We start from the raw sequence: 19438 nt of genomic DNA on the forward strand, positions 1-19438 counted from the left end.
CCGGTCCACGACCGGAGCCCCGACCACCGTCGTCGCCGTCGTACCCGGGCTGTCGGACCCAGGCGCTACGGTGGGCCGCATGGCTGCCCGTACCAAGACCACCGCCAAGCCGCGCCCGGCGTACCGCTGCACCGAGTGCGGCAACCAGCTGCCCAAGTGGGTCGGCCGGTGCCCGGAGTGCAACGCCTGGGGCACGGTGGAGGAGTACGGCGCGGTGCCGATCAGGACCACCGCCGCCGGCCCGGTCAGCGCGCCCGCCCGGCCGATCGCCCAGGTCGACGGCCAGGTGGCGACGGCCCGCTCCACCGGCGTCCCCGAGCTCGACCGGGTGCTCGGCGGCGGCATCGTCCCCGGCGCCGTGGTCCTGCTGGCCGGCGAGCCCGGCGTCGGCAAGTCGACCCTGCTGCTGGACGTCGCGGCCAAGGCCGCCGGCGCCCGGCACCGCACCCTGTACGTCACCGGTGAGGAGTCGGCCGGTCAGGTCCGGCTGCGCGCCGACCGGATCAACGCGCTCTCCGAACACCTCTACCTCGCCGCCGAGTCCGATCTCGGCGCGGTGCTCGGCCACATCGAGGCGGTCAGCCCGGGCCTGCTGATCCTGGACTCGGTGCAGACCATCGCCTCCGCCGAGCTGGACGGCGCCCCCGGCGGCCCGGCCCAGGTCCGCGAGGTGGCGGGCGCGCTGATCCGGGCGTCCAAGGACCGCGGCATGGCGACCCTGCTGGTCGGCCACGTCACCAAGGACGGCCAGATCGCCGGCCCCCGCCTGCTGGAGCACCTGGTGGACGTGGTGCTGAGCTTCGAGGGGGACCGCCACGCCCGGCTGCGCATCATCCGCGGTATCAAGAACCGGTACGGCGCCACCGACGAGGTCGGCTGCTTCGAACTGCACGACGAGGGCATCACGGGCCTGGCCGACCCCTCCGGCCTCTTCCTGACCAGGCGCGACAAGCCCGTTCCCGGTACCTGCCTGACCGTCACCCTGGAGGGCCGCCGCCCGCTGGTGGCGGAGGTGCAGGCGCTGATGGTGGATTCGCAGATCCCGTCCCCGCGCCGGACGACCTCCGGTCTGGAGTCGCCCCGGATCGCGATGATCCTGGCCGTGGTCGAGCGGCACGGCGGGGTGAAGCTCGGCAAGCAGGACATCTACACCGCGACGGTCGGCGGGGTGAAGCTGACCGAGCCGTCCGCGGACCTCGCGATCGCGCTCGCGGTGGCCAGCTCCTCCTCCGACACCCCGCTGCCGAGCAACCTGGTGGCGATCGGCGAGGTCGGTCTCGCGGGCGAGGTCCGCCGGGTGACGGGTGTGCAGCGGCGGCTCGCCGAGGCGCACCGGCTGGGCTTCACCCACGCGCTGGTCCCGCCGGACCCGGGCAAGGTGCCGGCGGGCATGACGGTGGTCGAGGTCGCGGACATCGGCGAGGCGCTGCGGGCCATTCCCGGCCGCCGTCGGGCCGCCGCCAAGCCGCGTGGTGAGGCACCGTCGACCCGCCGCGGGGCTTCGGAGGCCCCGCGCGAGACGCCGCCGGCCCCTCGCGCGGGGCGGCGCGAAACCCCGGTCGCGGCCTACCCGGAGGAGCTCATGGAGGGGTGGGAGCCGGTCGACTCCGACGAACTGCGCTGACCCAAGCCCTGTCGATGCCGCACGCAGTTAGACTTTCCCCTGTCTAATTGCCGATAAGGCAGTAATAAGCGACAGAGCAACAGACCGTAGGCCGGCGCACGCGCGAGGCGCGCGGTACGGGTCGACCGGAGGAGTCACGTGGCAGCCAGCGACCGGGCGGACAAGTCCTCCCGCGAGGAGGCCCTGCTGCGGGCCTCCCTCAGCGCCATCGCGCCCGGCACGGGGCTGCGTGACGGCCTGGAGCGGGTGCTGCGGGCCAACACCGGCGGTTTGATCGTGCTCGGCTTCGACAAGACGGTCGAGTCGATCTGTACCGGCGGGTTCGTCCTGGACGTCGAGTTCACCGCCACCCGGCTGCGCGAGCTGTGCAAGCTCGACGGCGCGGTGGTGCTGGACAAGGACATCACCAAGATCGTCCGGGCCGGGGTGCACCTGATGCCGGACTCCACCATCCCCACCGACGAGACCGGTACCCGGCACCGCACCGCGGAGCGGGTCAACCGGCAGACCGGGTTCCCGGTGGTCGCGGTCTCGCACTCGATGCGGCTGATCGCGATGTACGTCAACGGCACCCGCCGGGTGCTGGAGGACTCGACCACCGTCCTCTCCCGCGCCAACCAGGCGCTCGCCACCCTGGAGCGGTACAAGCTCCGCCTGGACGAGGTGGCCGGCACGCTCTCCGCGCTGGAGATCGAGGACCTGGTGACGGTCCGGGACGTCACCGCCGTCGCCCAGCGGCTGGAGATGGTCCGGCTGATCGCCACCGAGATCGCCGGCTACGTGCTGGAGCTCGGTACCGACGGCCGGCTGCTCTCGCTCCAGCTGGACGAACTGATCGCCGGTGTGGAGCCGGAGCGCGAGCTGGTCGCCCGGGACTACTTCCCGGAGCGGGCCGCCAAGAAGGGCCGGACGGTCGCCGAGGTGCTCGCCGACCTGGAGGCGCTGACCCACGCCGAACTGCTCGACCTGCAGACCGTCGCCAAGGCGCTCGGCTACTCGGGCTCGCCGGAGTCGCTGGACTCGGCGGTCTCGCCGCGGGGTTACCGGTTGCTGGCCAAGATCCCGCGGCTGCCCAACACCGTCATAGAGCGGCTGGTCGAGCACTTCGGCGGGCTGCAGAAGCTGCTCGCCGCCAGCATCGACGATCTGCAGACGGTCGAGGGCGTCGGCGAGACCAGGGCCCGCTCGGTCCGCGAGGGTCTGTCCCGGCTGGCCGAGTCGTCCATCCTGGAGCGCTACGTCTGACGGTCGGCGCACCCGCACGCACGGGACGGCCCCCGGGGATTCCACTCCCCGGGGGCCGTCCGTCGTTCCGGCCGTACTGCGGTCGTTCCGGCCGTCCTACTGGGTGACGCGCAGCAGCAGGTTGGGGCTGCCGCTGCCGATCGAGGTGAGCACGCCGCTGGTGGCGGCCGCGGTGAGGGCGCTGGTGACGCTCGCCGGGGTGTCCCCCGGGTGGTACGAGAGGTAGATCGCGGCGGCGCCGGCCACGTGCGGACTGGCCATCGACGTACCGGAGATGGTGTTGGTGGCCGTGTCACTGGTGTTCCAGGCCGAGGTGATGTTCGTGCCGGGGGCGAAGATGTCCACCCGGCTGCCGTAGTTGGAGTAACTGGCCTTGGCGTCCGTGTCGGTGGTCGCGCCGACGGTGATCGCGGTCGGGACCCTCGCCGGGGAGTAGTTCTGCGCCGGGGCGGCGGAGTTGCCGGCCGCGATGGCGTAGGTGACGCCGGAGGCGATCGAGTTGGCCACGGCGCTGTCCAGCGTGGTGCTGGGCGAGCCGCCGAGGCTGAGGTTGGCGACGGCGGGCTTCTTCGCGTTCTGGGTGACCCAGTTGACGCCGGCGATCACGCCGGCCGTGGTGCCGGAGCCGTTGTTGTCGAGCACCCGGACGCCGACCACCTTGGCGCTCTTGGCCACGCCGTAGGCGCTGCCCGCGATGGTCGCGGCGACGTGCGTGCCGTGGCCGTTGCCGTCCTGGGCCACGGCGTCGTTGTCGACGAAGTCGTAGCCGTCGGAGGCCCGGCCGCCGAAGTCGGTGTGCGAGACCCGTACGCCGGTGTCGATGACGTACGCGGTCACCCCGGCGCCGGCCGCGTCGGGGTAGGTGTAGCGGGAGTCGAGCGGGAGAGCCGGCTGGTCGATCCGGTCCAGGCCCCAGGACGGCGGGTTGACCTGGGTCGCGGCGACGGTGAAGGTCTGGTTGGCCTCGACCGCCGCGACGGCCGGATCGGCGGCCAGCCGGCGGGCCTGTTCGGCCGTCAGGGCGGCCTCGTAGCCGTTCACCGCCCGGTCCCAGGTCTGCCGGACCTGGCCGCCGTGCCGGGCCACCACCTGCCGGCCCTGCGCGGAGCCGGCCTTGATGCCCGAGGCCGCCTTGAGGATGACGATGTAGCTGCCCGGGACGGCGGTCGGCGAGTCGGCCTGCTGGACGACGCCTTCCGGGAGCTCTGCCGCGCCGGCCGGCAGGGTGGCGGCGCCGCAGAGGACGGCGGTGGCGATCGCGGTGGTGAGGGCGGCCGCGGTCCGGCGGCGGGTGATGCGCTGCACTGCCATGAGAGGTGTTCCTCCTCGTCGGTGGTGCGGAGCGGGGTCCGGGCGGTGTCACGGCCCGGGGTCATCAGGATTCGGCCGATGGCAGGAACGCGACAAGAAGGGTTTCGGGTCGTCATGGGGTCGCTATGCCGGGGACATTGCGGAGACACTCCGGGGACACGCGGAGCCGCGGCCAAAGCGGATGAAACGGGCATCCGGCGGGCGTCGGCCCGGCCTCGGTGCCACCCGGGGCCATCCGGGCGTCACCGGCCGATACCGTTCCTCAACGCCGTGGTCGCGCGGTGCCCCGTCGAGGCGGCCGGAACGCGTCGGACGGCGCCGCGGAACGCCGTCCGGGCGGCGTGCCCGGGGGCGCCAGGGGTGTCAGGGGTGCCAGGGGTGCCCGGGAAGTGCGGGAGGCACAGGAAGTGCGGGGAGGTGCTGGGAACGCCGGGAAGGGCCGGAAACGCCGAAGCCCCGGCGCGGTGGCCGGGGCTTCGGACGGGACGGCTGAGTGGAGGTCAGTTCTCCAGCCGGATCGAGGAGCGCGCCGAGACCTGGCCGCCGGAGAGGCCGGCGAGGTCGGCGACCACCAGGTAGGTGCCGGCCGTGGCGGGCGCCGGGTCGGCCGTGGCGCACTGCTGCTTGCTGCGGCTGCGGTCCCAGGTGAAGGTCTCGGTCATGCCGCCGTTCGCCGGGACCTGCACCCAGCTGCTGCCACGGTCCGCCGGGCAGTCGCCGGAGGACCAGATCCGGTCGCCGTTGGCGGCCGTCACGGTGATGGCGGAGGTCGTCCGGCCCAGGTCCACTCGGCAGTTGCTGCCGGCGGAGTTGTGGATGGTCAGCGCCAGCCGGGGCTTGTCCTTGGGCTGGTAGGAGTTCTGCGCGCTGGCCAGCTCCAGCGTCACCTGCGACGAGGCGCAGACCGGCAGGGCCATCACCTCGGTGGTGTTCACCGGCGGCGTGCCGCCACCGTTGCCGCCGGTCGAGCCGCCGCTGCCGCCCGCGCCGCCCGTACCACCGCCCGCGCCGCCGGGGGCCGGGCTGGGCGCGCTGCCCCCGCCGGTGCCGCCGGTGCTGAGGCTGACATCGCCGCCGCCGGAGCCGGCGACCGCGCCGCCGCTCGGAGCGGCACCGCCGCCAGGGCGTGCGCCGCTCACGGGGCCGCTCGGGGAGGCGCCGGGCGTGATCGCCTGGGCGGGTGACTGGGACTGGGACGGCACGGCCTGGGCGGCCTTGCCCTGGGAGTCGTCGCCACCGCCGCCCTGATCGGACATCAGCCAGAGAATCAGGGCGATGACCACGACGGCGGCGGCGAGCACGACGATGCGCCGGCGCCAGTAGATCGAGGCCGGCAGTGGTCCCACGGGTTGACGCAGAGAAGGCACGCCCAAACTCTACGAGACAGTGTGTGTCCCTTGACGTACCAACACCGCACAGTCGCCCCTTCCTTCACATGATCCGCCATTTGCGCCGTTCGGGGGAGACCGAAACGAGGGTTTTTCCGTAGACCATCCGGAGCAGCGCGCTCCGATTCGGCCGGGGGCGCGGGCGTGAGCGCGGTCGTGGGAGGATCGAAGGGCCATGGCTGCCATCACCGTCACCCCCGCCGTCCCCGCACCCGCCGCCGCCCCGTCGGCGCTGCCGCTGCCGGTGCTGCACTCGACCGTCCTCGGCTGGTACGAGGCCAACGCGCGCGATCTTCCGTGGCGGACGCCGGAGGCCTCGCCCTGGGCGGTGATGGTGAGCGAGTTCATGCTCCAGCAGACCCCGGTGAAGCGGGTGCTGCCCGCGTACCGGGCGTGGCTGGAGCGCTGGCCCACCCCCGCGGACCTGGCGGCGGACGCGCCCGGCGAGGCCGTCCGGATGTGGGGGCGACTGGGTTACCCCCGGCGGGCGCTGCGGCTGCACGCGGCGGCGGTGGCGATCACCGAGGGGCACGACGGCCAGGTGCCGGACGACCACGCGACGCTGCTCTCGCTGCCCGGGGTGGGGGAGTACACGGCGGCGGCGGTGGCCTCGTTCGCCTTCCGCCAGCGGCATGTGGTGCTGGACACCAACGTCCGCCGGGTCTTCGCCCGCGCCGTGACGGGCGTGGAGTACCCCGCGCAGGCCACCACGGCGGCCGAGCGGCGGACGGCGACCGCGCTGCTGCCGGACGCGGCCGAGACGGCGGCGACCTGGGCGGTCGGTGTGATGGAACTGGGCGCGCTGGTCTGCACCGCGCGCAGCCCCGAGTGCGGCGGCTGCCCGCTGTTCAGCCACTGCGCCTGGCAGCGGGCCGGCTGCCCGCCCTACGAGGGCCCGGCCCGGCGCGGCCAGTCGTACGAGGGCACCGACCGGCAGGTGCGCGGCAAGCTGCTGGCGGTGCTGCGGGACGCGCACGGCTCGGTGGAGCAGGCCCGGCTGGACGCCGTCTGGCCGGACGCGGTGCAGCGGGCCCGGGCGCTGGACGGGCTGGTGGCCGACGGCCTGGTCGAGCCGGTCGAGCAGGGTGTCTACCGCCTGCCGCAATGACGTGACGAACTCCGGGGCGGAGCCCGGAGAAAAAGAAATCCCCCCTCTCGGGTGAGAGGGGGGATTTGCGTAAGGTCAGATCGCCACTGCCTCGGCGTTGAGCTCGGCGGACTTCCCGCCGTCCTTCCCGTCCTCCGGCGGCGTCCCGGCGCCGCGCAGCGGCACCTCGCGCATGAAGACCGCGGCGGCGATCGCGATCACCGCGACCCCCGCGCCCCAGAGGAAGACGGTGTGCATGCCGTTGGCCACCGCGTGGTGGTAGGCGTCCTGGACCGGGGCGGGCAGCGCCCGGAGCGCGGCCGGGCTCATCTGGCCCGGGTCGGCCTGCGCGCCGCCGCCCGAGGCCGCGTCGCCGAGCCGCTCCTTCATGGTCGCGGTGACCCGGTTGTTGAACAGCGCGCCGAACAGCGCCACACCGAAGGAGCCGCCGATGGTGCGGAACAGGGTGGCGGTGGAGCTGGCCACGCCCATGTCCTTGAGCTCGACGCTGTTCTGCGCGACCAGCATGGTGATCTGCATCAGGAAGCCCATGCCGGCGCCCAGTACCACCATCCAGCAGGCGGAGGTGAAGCTGCTGGTCTCGGTGGAGAGGGTGGAGAGCAGCGCCATGCCGACGGTCATCACGATCGTGCCGATGATCGGGAAGATCCGGTACTTGCCGGTCTTGGTCACCGCCTGGCCGACCACCAGCGAGACCACCAGCATGCCGAACATCATCGGCATCAGCAGCAGGCCGGAGTTGGTGGCCGAGGCACCCTGCACGGTCTGCTGGTAGAGCGGCAGGAAGACGGTCGAGCCGAACATCACGAAGCCGACGATGAAGCCGATCAGCGAGACCAGGGTGAAGTTCAGGTTCTTGAACAGGTCGAGCGGGAGCATCGGCTCCTGGACCCGCTGCTCGACGTAGCAGAAGGCGATCAGGGTGGCGGCGGCGAGCGCGGCCAGGCCCAGGATCTGCTTGGAGCCCCAGGCGTACTCCTGGCCGCCCCAGGTGGTGATCAGGGTGAGGGAGGTGATGCCGGTGGTGAGCAGGACGGCGCCGAGGTAGTCGATCCGGGCCTTGCTGCGGACCTTCGGCAGCTTCAGGGTGACCACCACGACGGCGAGGGCGACGACGCCGAGCGGCAGGTTGATGTAGAAGGTCCAGTGCCAGCTCAGGTGGTCGGTGATGAAGCCGCCGACCAGCGGGCCGCCGATGGTCGCGAGCGCCATCACCGCGGCGAACATGCCCTGGTACTTGCCGCGGTCGCGCGGCGGGACCAGCGCGCCCATGATCGACATCACGCCGACCATCAGACCGCCGGCGCCGAGGCCCTGGAGGGCGCGGAAGCCGATCAGCTCGTTCATGTTCTGCGAGAGCCCGGAGAGGGCCGAGCCCGCCAGGAAGATCACGATCGAGGTGAGGAAGGTGCCCTTGCGGCCGTAGAGGTCGCCGATCTTGCCCCAGATCGGGGTGGAGGCGGCGGTGGCCAGGGTGTACGAGGTGACCACCCAGGACAGGTGCTCGGCACCGCCCAGGTCGCCGACGATCGTCGGCATCGCGGTGCCGACGATCAGGTTGTCGAGCATGGCCAGCAGCATGGTGACCACCAGGCCGACCATGACCAGGCGGATCTCGCGGGGTGACCGCGGTACCTCCTCCTCGGCCGTCCTCTTCTCCGGTGCCGGGTTGTCGGCCTTCGGTTGTGACATGGGTTCCGTGTCTCCCGGACTGGATGTTGGACGACCGTCGGGCCTGCAACGGCTTACTTACTTGTCGCCCGGCTAGTTTCCTGACCGTCGGCACGGTAGGTTGTTTACCAGCCGGGCGTCAAGCCAGTTTTCCCACGGATCTCCGGGCCAGGGAGAATGAGCCCGAGGCGGGCGCTCCGACCGGCGCCCGCCGAGCGCAGCAGCAGTCACCGACGCAGTCATGAGGCAGGCCATGGGCACCACGCACAGCCCCCGTAGCGACACCCGGGCCCGCATCATCGCGGTCGCACTGGAGCTCTTCGCCGAGCACGGCTACGAGCAGACCTCGCTGCGTGAGATCGCCGACCGGCTCGGTGTCACCAAGGCCGCGCTCTACTACCACTTCAAGACCAAGGACGACATCGTCCACGGCATCGTGCAGAGCATGGCCGCGCCGATCGACGACACCATCGCGTGGGGCCGCGAGCAGCCGTGGACGCCGGAGCTCCGGGACGAGCTGATCCGGCGGTTCGCGGCCGGAATGTCCGAGCGGGCGCCGCTGCTGCGGTTCTTCCACGAGAACCAGCCCGCGCTGCGCGAGTCGCCGGCCGGGCTGGAGTTCAAGGAGCGCATGGTCGCGATGATCCGGCTGGTGCACGGCCCGGACGCGAGCTTCCAGAACCGGCTGCGCGCCGCGATGTCGCTGTTCACCATCAACTCGGCGCTGTTCATGCTCAAGCAGGACATCTCCGAATGCCAGGCGGCGGACCACCCGCAGGACGGCGAGGCGAAGGTGGCCACCCTGGGGGAGGCCATGACGGCCGCGCAGCAGGTCGCGCTGGAGATCGGCGGCCTGATCGGCCACCCGGCCGCGCACGTCTGACCCGCCCGCGCCCGTCCGGTCCACACGTCCGGTCCACACGTCCGACCCGCAGCCGGCTCGTGGCCGCCCGGGCCGCCCCGCGGCGGAGCACACCGAAGGGCGGCCCGACCGGCGAAAGCGCCGGTGACCGGGCCGCCCGGCCACCGGCGCGGTCGTCAGAACCCGGTGACCCCGTGCCCGGAGAGGTACGCGATCGGGTTGATCACCGCGCCGTAGTGGTTGCTGGCACGGATCTCGAAGTGCAGGTGGGGCCCGGTCGAGTTGCCGGTGTTCCCGGACCGGCCGATCTCCTCGGCCGCCGCCACCCGGTCGCCCGTCGACACCGAGACCGACGACAGGTGCGCGTACTGCGCGAAGCGCCCGTCCGCCAGCCGCAGGACGACCTCCTTGCCGTAGGCGCCGTCCCAGCCGGCCGAGACCACGGTGGCGTTCCCGACCGCGAGCAGCGGGGTGCCCGGGGCGACCGCGAAGTCCACCCCGGTGTGATAGCCGGCCGCGTACTCCGGGTTGGCCACGCCGTACGGGTTGCTGGTGGGCGCGCCGGGCACCGGGGCGGACCACTCCGGCGCGGGGGCGGGCGCCGGCTCCGGGGCCGGTTCGGGCGCGGGCGCCTGGTCCTCGGCGGGGGCCGGCTCGGCGGGCACCTCGACGGGTGGCTCGACGGGCAGGAGATTCGCGGCGACCGTCACGTACTCCTGTGCCGAGTCCTGCTCGTGCGGCAGCTTGTACGGGCTCGGCCCCGACACCTGGACCAGGCCTGGGGCGGGGGCCGCGCCCTGCGGGGCGGTGAAGGCCGAGCTGCCGGGGGTGGTGGGTATGACCGTCTGGGCCGAGGCGCTGCCCGGGGAAGCGACCAGCAGGGCGCCGGACAGTATCACCGCGGTGGCGCCGACCGCGGTGACGGTGCGGTGCCGGTCGTCCCAGAGCCGGGTGCAGGGCAGGGCGGGAGCGGGCGCCGCGAGTGCGCGCAGCGGTGCGGTATGGGTGCGGACGGCGCGGCCGAGCCTGGGCTGCCAGGCCGCCGCCTGGGCCGCCGTGCGGGCGGCGAGGCGGCGCAGAGCCGGCCCCATGGGCGGGACAGAGGACATCGGTAGCTCAACCTCACGAACGTACGGGGGCAGCACAGGGGCCCGTTCGGGCGTGCTGAGCGGGGGACCACTCAGGTTTAACCGTCACCGAGCGGAGTCCCAAACGGCGTGACCTACTACGGCGTGTAGTCAGCGTTGCGTCGGAGATTCAAGCCGACGGAGTAACGATCACGTGATCCGATCGTCAGTTCACGGCTTTCGTCGCCCCGGCCGGCCACCGCACCGCTCTACTACCGCCGCTCGTATCGGAGCGCGGCGCTGTGACCAGTGCCACCCGCCGCCGGGGTTTGGCCGTCCGCCCCTGTCCGCACCGCTGACCGGACGGTCCTGCTGCGGGACCATCAACGCATGTATGCCAATAGGAGCAAAGAGACCGAAGGCGGCGACCGGCAGAGCATCCAGGACCGCCGCTTCGCCGCACTGCGCGGCTGTGAGCGGCTGCTCTCCGGCGCCCGGCCGCAGAGCCTGCGCGACCGCCTCGCCGCCCTGGCCGAGGAGGGCGCGAGCGTGTACGACCTGGACCGCCGGCCGGACATGTACGGCGACGGCGTGGTCCGGACCCTGGAGTGCCGGATCGCCGGGCTGCTCGGCACCGAGGACGCGGCCTTCTTCCCCACCGGCACCATGGCGCAGCAGATCGCGCTGCGGATCCACGCCGAGGCCGCCGGGCTGCGGACCGTCGCGGCGCATCCGCTCGGCCACACCGAGCAGCACGAGCGGCACGCGCTCAGCGCCCTCAGCGGGCTGCGCAGCGTCTGGCCCACCATCGCGCCGCGTCTGCCCACGGTGGCCGAGCTCCGCGGCTTCGACGAGCCGTACGCCGCCATGATCCTGGAGCTGCCGTTGCGCGAGGCCGGGTTCGTCCTGCCGGACTGGGAGGAACTGGCGGCCGTCGCCGAGGTCGTCCGGGCGGAGCACGGCGCGGCGCTGCACCTCGACGGCGCCCGGATCTGGGAGTCGGTGGTCCATCTCGGCCGCCCGCTGCCGGAGATCGTCGCGCTGACCGACTCGGTCTACGTCTCCTTCTACAAGACCCTCGGCGGGCTCAGCGGCGCCGCGCTGGCCGGCGGGGCCGGCTTCGTCCGGACCGCCAGGACCTGGCGGCACCGGTACGGTGGCCAGCTCTTCCAGCAGTGGCCGGCCGCGCTGGCCGCGCTCGCCGGGCTGGATCGTGAACTGCCGCTCCTGGAGGGGTATGTGACGCATGCGAGGACCGTCGCGGCGGCCCTGGCCGAGGCGTTCGCGGCCGTGCCGGGGGCCCGGGTCCACCCGGCCCCGCCGCACACCCACCAGTTCCAGCTCTGGCTTCCCCACGCTCCCGGGGAGCTGGAGGAGGCGGGTCTGCGGCTGGCGGAGGAGTCGCGGACCGCGCTGTTCGGCGGCTGGCGCGAGAACGGCCTGCCGGGTCTGTCGATGACGGAGGTCACGGTGGCCGCCGACGCCCTGGAGTGGACGGCCGCGGACGTCGCCGAGGCCGCGGCGGCCTTCCTCGCCCTGCTGCCGCGCCGGTCGGCCTGAACAGACGTCCGGCCCGCCCCCGCGCGGTGCGGGGACGGGCCGGACAGGGTGTATCAGTGCTGCCTGGTCACAGGCTGATCGTCACTGCTCGGTTCGATCAGTTGTCGACGGGGCGGACGCGGATCCAGGTCTCGAGGTAGTTCGAGGACTCGTTCTCGACCTCGATGCTGGTGCCGGTCTTGGGGACGATGACGCTGCTGTACGGGTTGTCCGCCGACCAGTACGACTTCAGGTCGCTGAACGAGTCGATGCCCTTGGCCTTCGGGACGACCGTCTCGACGCCGTTCTTGTGCAGGGTCAGGCTGTCGACCTTGCGCGAGCCGAAGGTGGAGTCGTAGCCCTGGATGCGCGGGCGCATCAGGGTGCCGTCGTTCCACTTCAGCGGGGTCGGGTGCGAGTCGATCGGGAGGAGCAGGCCCGAACCCTTGTGGTTGGTGACGTTGTTGTCGCTCTGGGAGGTGTCCCACAGCCAGATCAGCAGACCGGCCTGGTAGGGGTAGTGCTCCACCCAGTTCGGCCTGTCGGCGAAGCCGAAGTTGTACGGGCCGGTCTTCAGGGTCCGGTCGTACGAGATCGGCTGACGGTTCTCGGCGATGTAGTACTGGGCGTAGTCCTGGGTGAACTTGCCGGTGGTCCGCGAGAAGCCGTTGGCGGTCCAGCCGTTGTCACCGTTCTCGGCACCGTCGGAGAAGACGGTGGCACCGTTGGCGGTGACGGCGATGTCGTCCAGGGCCAGGCCCTTGAGGTGCAGGCCGCCGTCCGTGGTGTTGTGGAAGCGGACCTTGACGGCCTTGCCGGCGTAGGCGTCCAGCGGGAAGACCAGGTCGCCCCACTTGTTGCCCGAGGTGCCGCTCAGGGCGGCGTTGTCGGCCGGGTCGTGCGGGAGGGCGACGCCGTTGAAGGTGCCGTCCAGGGCCTTCCAGGTGGCGCCACCGTCGGTGGAGACCTCGCCGTAGGCGTAGTCGAAGTCCTGCTCCAGCTCGTACCAGGCCTTCGCGGTGAGCGAGGCGGTGGTCTTGCCGGTCAGGTCGACGTCGCGGGTCAGCGTGACGTTCAGGTCGTCGGCGCTGCCGCTCCACCACTCGTTGGCACCCGCGTACGGGGTGTTGATCACGGTGGTGACGGGCTTCTTCGGGAGGTCGACGACCAGTGCCTGCGGCAGCTTGGTGTTGAACTCGACCGGGCCGATGTGGTGGGTCGACTCGGTGCCGGCCTTGGCCTTGTCGAACTTCAGCCAGCCGAGCTTGAGCTTGCTCCAGGCGTCGAGGTCGTTCGGCATGTCGCCGATCGAGTTCTTGCCCTCGCCGAGCCAGGATCCGGAGGACATCAGCGACCAGAAGCCGACCGAGTTGTCGATTCCGCTGCCCGTGGTGTCGTACAGGTCCGGGAGGCCGAGGTCGTGACCGTACTCGTGGGCGAAGACACCGAGGCCGCCGTTCTCGGGCTGCATGGTGTAGTCGCCGATCCAGATGCCGGTGTCGCCGACCGGGGTGCCACCCAGCTTGTTGTCGGACGGGCCGGTGGAGCCGGCCTGGGTGCTGTAGACGTACGAGCGGTGGGCCCAGAGCGCGTCGGTGCCCTGCTTGCCACCGCCGGCCGACTGGTCCTCACCGGCGTGCACGATCTGGAAGTGGTCGATGTAACCGTCCGGCTCGTTGAAGTTGCCGTTGTGGTTGTAGTCGTACCGGTCCCACTGGTCGTACTGCGAGATCGTGGCCTTGATCTGAGCGTCCGTCTGGCCCTTGGCCTTCTGGTCGGCGACCCAGGCGTTGATGCCGTCGCGGATCAGGTCCTGCGCGTTGTTGCAGACGTGCTGGCCACAGAAGTCCGAGCCGTAACGGGCCTCGTTCCACGGCACCCGCACCCAGTCGGTGACCTGACCGTCCACCGAGTAGCGGCCCGAGGACTGCTTCTCGTAGTAGGTCTTCAGCGAGTCCTGGTTCTTGCTGAAGTACAGGTCCTGGTAGTGCTGCTGGTTGTAGTCGGCCTGCCACAGCGTCGAGTTGTTGGTGGCCGGGTCCGGCTTCTCGATCTGGTTGCGCTGCGGGCCGGGGGTGCCGCCGTACTTGATCTTGCCATCGGCGGTCTTGGTGGTGTTGTCCACCTGGTCGCTGAAGTCGACCAGGATGGTGAAGATCTTGTCCGTGCGCTCACGGGCGAGCTCGACGTACTTGTCCTTGCCGAGCTTGATGCTGCTGCCGCCGCCGTGCTGCTCGATCTTGGCGGTGCCGGCGAGCAGCTGCTCGGTGGCGAGCTTCTGCTCGGCCTCGACCTTCTCGGTCAGCGGGCCCGGAATGTTGTGATCAGTGCTGATCTGAACGGCGTCGGCCGGGTCGTTCGGGACGGGGGCAGAGCCGGCCGCGACGGCCATGCTCGGGAACAGCCCCGCGCCGAGCGCGGCTATGACCGCCCCGGCCGTGGCGGCCGCAGCGGCTTTCCTGGTCATCTTCAACGTTGTGACGTCCTCCCCAAACCGGTCCGGCTCTTGGCCTTCCGGTGAACCAATGAAAGACAGGTGGGACGTATTTGATCCAAGCGGGGGCGGAAAAGATAGACCTTGACCGTGACATGGCCACAGCGCTATGCTCCGCGACTCCCTATCAGCTGACGATCTGTCAATATCCGTAGCGTTAAAGTTGCCTTGAAATCCGGTCGCACGCACACCAGCCCCCGGCCGGGCCCGCCAGCTGCGACTTCGTGGGACGCGTCACGGCTTCCGCGATGCCACGCAAAACGGCCCGGGCCCCTGGCGCGAACGCCAGGGGCCCAGACCGTGTGCTGTTATCTGTTAACTGTTGCTACTTCGTCAGGTCCGGACCCGACGAGGCGACCGCGGCCGGAGTGTCCGCGACCGCGGACTTCTCCTCGCCCCGGAAGGTGAACTTCGCTTCCTTGCCCTCGCCCTCGACCCCGACGACCACGATGTGGCCGGCCCGCAGCTCGCCGAAGAGGATCTTCTCGGAGAGGTGGTCCTCGATCTCGCGCTGGATGGTGCGGCGCAGCGGACGGGCACCGAGCAGCGGGTCGTAGCCGCGCTTGGCCAGCAGCTTCTTGGCCTCGATGCTGAGCTCCAGGCCCATGTCACGGTCCCTGAGCCGACCGTCCACCTTGTCGATCATCAGGTCGACGATCTGGATGATGTCTTCCTCGGACAGCTGGTGGAAGACCACGATGTCGTCGACACGGTTCAGGAACTCGGGGCGGAAGTGCTGCTTGAGCTCCTCGCCGACCTTCGCCTTCATCCGCTCGTACCCGGTGGTGGAGTCGCCCGTGGCCGCGAAGCCCAGGTTGAACCCCTTGGAGATGTCCCGGGTGCCGAGGTTGGTCGTCATGATGATGACGGTGTTCTTGAAGTCGACCACGCGGCCCTGGGAGTCGGTCAGCCGACCGTCCTCCAGGATCTGCAGCAGCGAGTTGAAGATGTCCGGGTGGGCCTTCTCCACCTCGTCGAAGAGGACGACGGAGAACGGCTTGCGGCGCACCTTCTCGGTCAGCTGGCCGCCCTCCTCGTAGCCCACGTAGCCGGGGGGCGAACCGAAGAGCCGGGAGACGGTGTGCTTCTCCGAGAACTCGGACATGTCGAGCGAGATCAGTGCGTCCTCGTCGCCGAAGAGGAACTCGGCGAGCGTCTTGGACAGCTCGGTCTTACCGACACCGGACGGGCCGGCGAAGATGAACGAGCCGCCGGGGCGCTTCGGGTCCTTGAGGCCCGCACGGGTGCGCCGGATGGCCTGGGAGAGCGCCTTGATGGCGTCCTTCTGGCCGATGACGCGCTTGTGCAGCTCGTCCTCCATGCGCAGCAGCCGCGAGGACTCCTCCTCGGTGAGCTTGAAGACCGGGATGCCGGTGGCGGTGGCCAGGACCTCCGCGATGAGCTCCTCGTCCACCTCCGCGACGACGTCCATGTCGCCGGCCTTCCACTCCTTCTCGCGCTTGGTCTTGGCCTGCAGGAGCTGCTTCTCGTCGTCGCGCAGGGACGCGGCCTTCTCGAAGTCCTGCGCGTCGATCGCGCTCTCCTTCTCGCGGCGCACGTCGGCGATCTTCTCGTCGAACTCGCGCAGGTCCGGCGGCGCGGTCATCCGGCGGATGCGCATGCGCGAACCGGCCTCGTCGATCAGGTCGATGGCCTTGTCCGGCAGGAAGCGGTCCGAGATGTACCGGTCGGCCAGGGTGGCGGCGGCGACCAGGGCGGCGTCCGTGATGGAGACCCGGTGATGGGCCTCGTAGCGGTCGCGCAGACCCTTGAGGATCTCGATGGTGTGCGGCAGCGAGGGCTCGGCGACCTGGATCGGCTGGAAGCGGCGCTCCAGCGCGGCGTCCTTCTCCAGGTGCTTGCGGTACTCGTCCAGGGTGGTGGCACCGATGGTCTGCAGCTCGCCGCGGGCCAGCATCGGCTTGAGGATGCTGGCGGCGTCGATGGCGCCCTCGGCGGCGCCCGCGCCGACCAGGGTGTGCAGCTCGTCGATGAACAGGATGATGTCGCCGCGGGTGCGGATCTCCTTGAGGACCTTCTTCAGGCGCTCCTCGAAGTCACCGCGGTAGCGGGAGCCGGCCACCAGGGCGCCCAGGTCCAGCGTGTAGAGCTGCTTGTCCTTGAGCGTCTCCGGGACCTCGCCCTTGACGATCGCCTGGGCCAGGCCCTCGACCACGGCCGTCTTGCCGACGCCGGGCTCACCGATCAGCACGGGGTTGTTCTTGGTGCGGCGGGACAGCACCTGCATGACCCGCTCGATTTCCTTCTCGCGCCCGATCACCGGGTCGAGCTTGGCCTCGCGGGCGGCCTGGGTGAGGTTGCGGCCGAACTGGTCCAGGACCAGCGAGGTCGACGGGGTGCCCTCGGCGGGCCCGCCGGCCGTGGCCGACTCCTTGCCGCCCCCGGTCTGGTAGCCGGAGAGCAGCTGGATGACCTGCTGGCGCACCCGGTTGAGGTCGGCGCCGAGCTTCACCAGGACCTGGGCGGCGACGCCCTCGCCCTCGCGGATGAGGCCGAGCAGGATGTGCTCGGTGCCGATGTAGTTGTGACCGAGCTGCAGGGCCTCCCGGAGCGACAGCTCCAGGACCTTCTTCGCCCGGGGGGTGAAGGGAATGTGACCGGACGGGGCCTGCTGGCCCTGGCCGATGATCTCCTCGACCTGCTGGCGAACGGCCTCAAGAGAAATCCCGAGGCTCTCCAGGGCCTTAGCGGCGACACCCTCACCCTCGTGGATCAGACCCAGGAGGATGTGCTCGGTGCCGATGTAGTTGTGGTTGAGCATCCGGGCTTCTTCCTGAGCCAGGACGACAACCCGCCGCGCGCGGTCGGTGAACCTCTCGAACATCGTTTATCGCTCCTCAGAGCGGTCGGGCAGTTCGGGGTCGGTCCCCGCCCTGTCCTTCCGCATGCTAGTCCCGCTCAGCGGCGCGGCCCACGGATTCACTCCCCGCTACGGGAGCGAGATGCTGCGCGACCAGCCGACACCAATCCCAACCTGATGCTGGGAGACGGTGTTCCCACAGGTGGGCCGGATGCACCGGATACCGCTACGCCATCGGCGAACAACACCTGCCTCGGCGCAGCCGGACGGCCCCCGGCCGGTCACGCGTACTGCCCCGGGCGGGGTACACGACCCCGTCCACCGGCATTCATACCCGGTATCGGGGTGGTTCTCGCGCAGTTTCCGTGGCGATGGTGTTCGCCTGGCGAGAAGTCGGCCGGCGGTGACGGTGGTTCAGCCGCGGCCGTCGCACCGTCCCGGTGGTGTCCGCGTTACCGCTTCGCCCTTACAGCGTTGCACGGCTCGTGATTGTTCCGCCGCCCGAGCCGGTGCCCCGGACGCCCGGGCCGGCGGCGGGCACCGGGGGCGCACCGCGGGGCGCGGAGGAGATTCCCCCCGCGCCCCGCACGTGTGCCGTGTGACGTCTCACGCGGCCGCCGGAGCCCCGCATCCGCTCCGGCGGTCGGACGGCGCCGGAATCAGGACGCGTTGGCCTTGTCGTAGGCCTCGCGGACGGTGCTCGGCACCCGGCCGCGGTCGTTGACCTCCAGGCCCTGCTCCTTGGCCCACGCGCGGATCTTGGCGGTGTCCGGAGCGCTGCCGGACGGGCGCGGTGCCGTGCCGCGGCCGGGGCGCCGGGCGCCGGCCAGCCGGCCGCTCTGCTTGCGGCCCTTCTCCACATACGGCGCCAGCAGACCGCGCAGCTTGTCCGCGTTGGCGCTCTTCAGGTCGATCTCGTAGGCAACGCCGTCGAGCGCGAACGTCACCGTCTCGTCCGCCGAACCACCGTCGAGATCGTCTTCAAGAATGACCTGCACCCTCTGTGCCACGGGCTTCCCTTTCCGTTAAACGACCCATTGCCTAAGGAAAGGAAAGCGCCTTTCCCCGGAAAACACAAACCCCTGACCGCGCCGGGAGCCGCTCAGAGGTGCAGCAGCATGCGTGAGTTGCCCAGTGTGTTGGGCTTCACCCGCTCCAGGTCCAGGAACTCCGCGACACCTTCATCGTACGAGCGGAGAAGTTCTTCATAGACATCCGTAGCGACCGCCGCCGGGTCTGTCGTACCATCATCGGTTTCCTGGAGCTCATCGATCTCGACGAAACCGTGTTTCGCGAAGAAGGGCACCTCGAACGTCAAGCAGAAAATCCGACGGACGCCGAGCCAGCGCGCGGTCTGCAGCAGCTTCTCCAGAAGGAGGTGTCCCACCCCGTGTCCGCGGCAGGACGGATCCACCGCGAGTGTGCGCACCTCGGCGAGGTCTTCCCACATCACGTGCAGCGCGCCGCAGGCCACCACGGCCCCGTTGTCGTCGCGTTCCGCGACCCAGAACTCCTGGACGGATTCGAACAGGGTGACGGTGGGCTTGTCGAGCAGAATGCCGTCGCGTGAGTAGGCGTCGATGAGCCCGCGTACGGCCCGCACGTCCGTGGTCCGCGCCCGGCGGATGGTGACCTCCATGGCGGGACGCTATCGCGTCGGGCCCGGCGCGGTCTCCTCGGTATCCGGGCTATCCGGATCGGGCGGGAACAGAGCGGCCACCCGCAACGCGTCGCGGAGTGCCTCCCGTTGCTCGGGGGACATCAGGCCGAAGAAGTGCACCAGGGCCGCCGCGGGATTGTCACTGGTGGCCCAGGCATCGTTCATCAGGGCCGCCGTGTAGGCCTCGCGGGACGAGACCGGCTCATATCGATAGGCCCGTCCGGCGCGCTCGCGGCGCAGCCAGCCCTTTCTGTGGAGCTTGTCGAGGACGGTCATCACGGTGGTGTACGCGATATCGCGTTCCGACTGCAGATCCACGAGAACCTCGCGAACCGTCACCGGTCGGTTCCACTGCCACACCCGGGTCATGATGGCGTTCTCAAGTTCGCCGAGTTGCCGGACCATAGTGCGGCCAGGATAGGGAGTGAATGGGGCAAATCTTGTGAAGTACCGCCAAACCGGCGCGCCGCCACCCCCGGAATCGGGAATGGCGGCGCGGTGGTGTTCGCGGACGGCCGACAGGTCAGTCGGCCAGATCCTCCTTGGCCTTCTGGGCTCCGCCCTGGCTGCGGATGATGGCCCGCACCAGGAAGCCGAAGCCGATCGCCATGACCAGCGGCGGGACGATCGCGCTGACGTAGTCCATCA

General features: G+C 70.7%; 15 protein-coding genes. 5 read left to right on the forward strand and 10 right to left on the reverse strand.

Translation table 11 applies throughout. From position 1 onward, the window contains the following. Nucleotides 1-79: 79 nt before the first annotated feature. Nucleotides 80-1624 carry a DNA repair protein RadA gene (gene radA, locus ACIO5D_RS12785; protein WP_363614419.1) on the forward strand — a complete coding sequence of 515 codons (1545 nt, stop codon included), beginning with the start codon at nucleotides 80-82 and terminating at the stop codon, nucleotides 1622-1624. Nucleotides 1625-1762: 138 nt separating this feature from the next. Beyond that, nucleotides 1763-2869, forward strand: a complete 1107-nt coding sequence (gene disA, locus ACIO5D_RS12790) for a DNA integrity scanning diadenylate cyclase DisA (protein WP_363614417.1) — start codon at nucleotides 1763-1765, stop codon at nucleotides 2867-2869. A 96-nt stretch (nucleotides 2870-2965) separates the two neighbouring features. On the opposite strand, the gene ACIO5D_RS12795 is transcribed toward disA, so the two are convergent. Together ACIO5D_RS12795 and ACIO5D_RS12800 are read right to left on the reverse strand one after the other, a co-directional pair. Then, complete coding sequence (locus tag ACIO5D_RS12795) at nucleotides 2966-4180, reverse strand: S8 family serine peptidase (protein WP_363606046.1); 1215 nt, start codon at nucleotides 4178-4180, stop codon at nucleotides 2966-2968. A gap of 500 nt (nucleotides 4181-4680) precedes the next feature. Further along, the gene (locus ACIO5D_RS12800) at nucleotides 4681-5547 is read right to left on the reverse strand and encodes a hypothetical protein (protein WP_400795042.1); all 867 of its coding nucleotides are present in this window, start codon (nucleotides 5545-5547) and stop codon (nucleotides 4681-4683) included. Between the two features lie 196 nt (nucleotides 5548-5743). Here ACIO5D_RS12800 and ACIO5D_RS12805 point away from each other — a divergent pair, with 196 nt between their 5' ends. Then, nucleotides 5744-6676: an A/G-specific adenine glycosylase gene (locus ACIO5D_RS12805; protein WP_400756259.1), complete on the forward strand. Its 933-nt coding sequence runs from the start codon at nucleotides 5744-5746 to the stop codon at nucleotides 6674-6676. 75 nt (nucleotides 6677-6751) lie between these two features. Here the strand turns inward: ACIO5D_RS12805 and ACIO5D_RS12810 are convergent, their stop codons facing one another. Continuing rightward, nucleotides 6752-8368, reverse strand: coding sequence for an MDR family MFS transporter (locus ACIO5D_RS12810; protein ID WP_400654307.1), 1617 nt, complete (start codon nucleotides 8366-8368; stop codon nucleotides 6752-6754). A gap of 232 nt (nucleotides 8369-8600) precedes the next feature. Here ACIO5D_RS12810 and ACIO5D_RS12815 point away from each other — a divergent pair, with 232 nt between their 5' ends. Continuing rightward, a complete protein-coding gene (locus ACIO5D_RS12815; RefSeq protein ID WP_363606041.1) occupies nucleotides 8601-9230 on the forward strand; it encodes a helix-turn-helix domain-containing protein in 630 nt (209 codons plus the stop codon). Between the two features lie 155 nt (nucleotides 9231-9385). Here ACIO5D_RS12815 and ACIO5D_RS12820 read toward each other — a convergent pair whose 3' ends face one another. Next, the gene (locus ACIO5D_RS12820; RefSeq protein ID WP_400795044.1) at nucleotides 9386-10318 is read right to left on the reverse strand and encodes a M23 family metallopeptidase; all 933 of its coding nucleotides are present in this window, start codon (nucleotides 10316-10318) and stop codon (nucleotides 9386-9388) included. Between the two features lie 348 nt (nucleotides 10319-10666). Between ACIO5D_RS12820 and ACIO5D_RS12825 the strand changes: the two genes are divergently transcribed. Continuing rightward, a complete protein-coding gene (locus tag ACIO5D_RS12825; protein WP_363606038.1) occupies nucleotides 10667-11836 on the forward strand; it encodes a beta-eliminating lyase-related protein in 1170 nt (389 codons plus the stop codon). Nucleotides 11837-11933: 97 nt separating this feature from the next. Here the strand turns inward: ACIO5D_RS12825 and ACIO5D_RS12830 are convergent, their stop codons facing one another. From ACIO5D_RS12830 to ACIO5D_RS12855, 6 genes are all read right to left on the reverse strand, one after another. Continuing rightward, nucleotides 11934-14282, reverse strand: a complete 2349-nt coding sequence (locus ACIO5D_RS12830) for an immune inhibitor A domain-containing protein (protein ID WP_363606036.1) — start codon at nucleotides 14280-14282, stop codon at nucleotides 11934-11936. Between the two features lie 352 nt (nucleotides 14283-14634). Beyond that, nucleotides 14635-17154 (reverse strand): ATP-dependent Clp protease ATP-binding subunit, encoded by a 2520-nt coding sequence (locus ACIO5D_RS12835; RefSeq protein WP_363606034.1) that lies wholly within the window; start codon nucleotides 17152-17154, stop codon nucleotides 14635-14637. A gap of 635 nt (nucleotides 17155-17789) precedes the next feature. Then, on the reverse strand, nucleotides 17790-18140 hold the full coding sequence (locus ACIO5D_RS12840; RefSeq protein ID WP_363606033.1) for an Lsr2 family protein: 351 nt from the start codon (nucleotides 18138-18140) through the stop codon (nucleotides 17790-17792). A gap of 92 nt (nucleotides 18141-18232) precedes the next feature. After that, nucleotides 18233-18769 (reverse strand): amino-acid N-acetyltransferase, encoded by a 537-nt coding sequence (locus ACIO5D_RS12845; RefSeq protein ID WP_363606031.1) that lies wholly within the window; start codon nucleotides 18767-18769, stop codon nucleotides 18233-18235. Nucleotides 18770-18778: 9 nt separating this feature from the next. Further along, nucleotides 18779-19195, reverse strand: a complete 417-nt coding sequence (locus ACIO5D_RS12850; protein ID WP_363606030.1) for a BlaI/MecI/CopY family transcriptional regulator — start codon at nucleotides 19193-19195, stop codon at nucleotides 18779-18781. A gap of 118 nt (nucleotides 19196-19313) precedes the next feature. Next, nucleotides 19314-19436, reverse strand: a complete 123-nt coding sequence (locus ACIO5D_RS12855; RefSeq protein ID WP_030304873.1) for a hypothetical protein — start codon at nucleotides 19434-19436, stop codon at nucleotides 19314-19316. Between the last annotated feature and the right edge of the window lie 2 nt (nucleotides 19437-19438).

Origin of the sequence: Kitasatospora sp. NPDC087315, assembly GCF_044744345.1 — a bacterium.
Lineage (GTDB): Bacteria > Actinomycetota > Actinomycetes > Streptomycetales > Streptomycetaceae > Kitasatospora.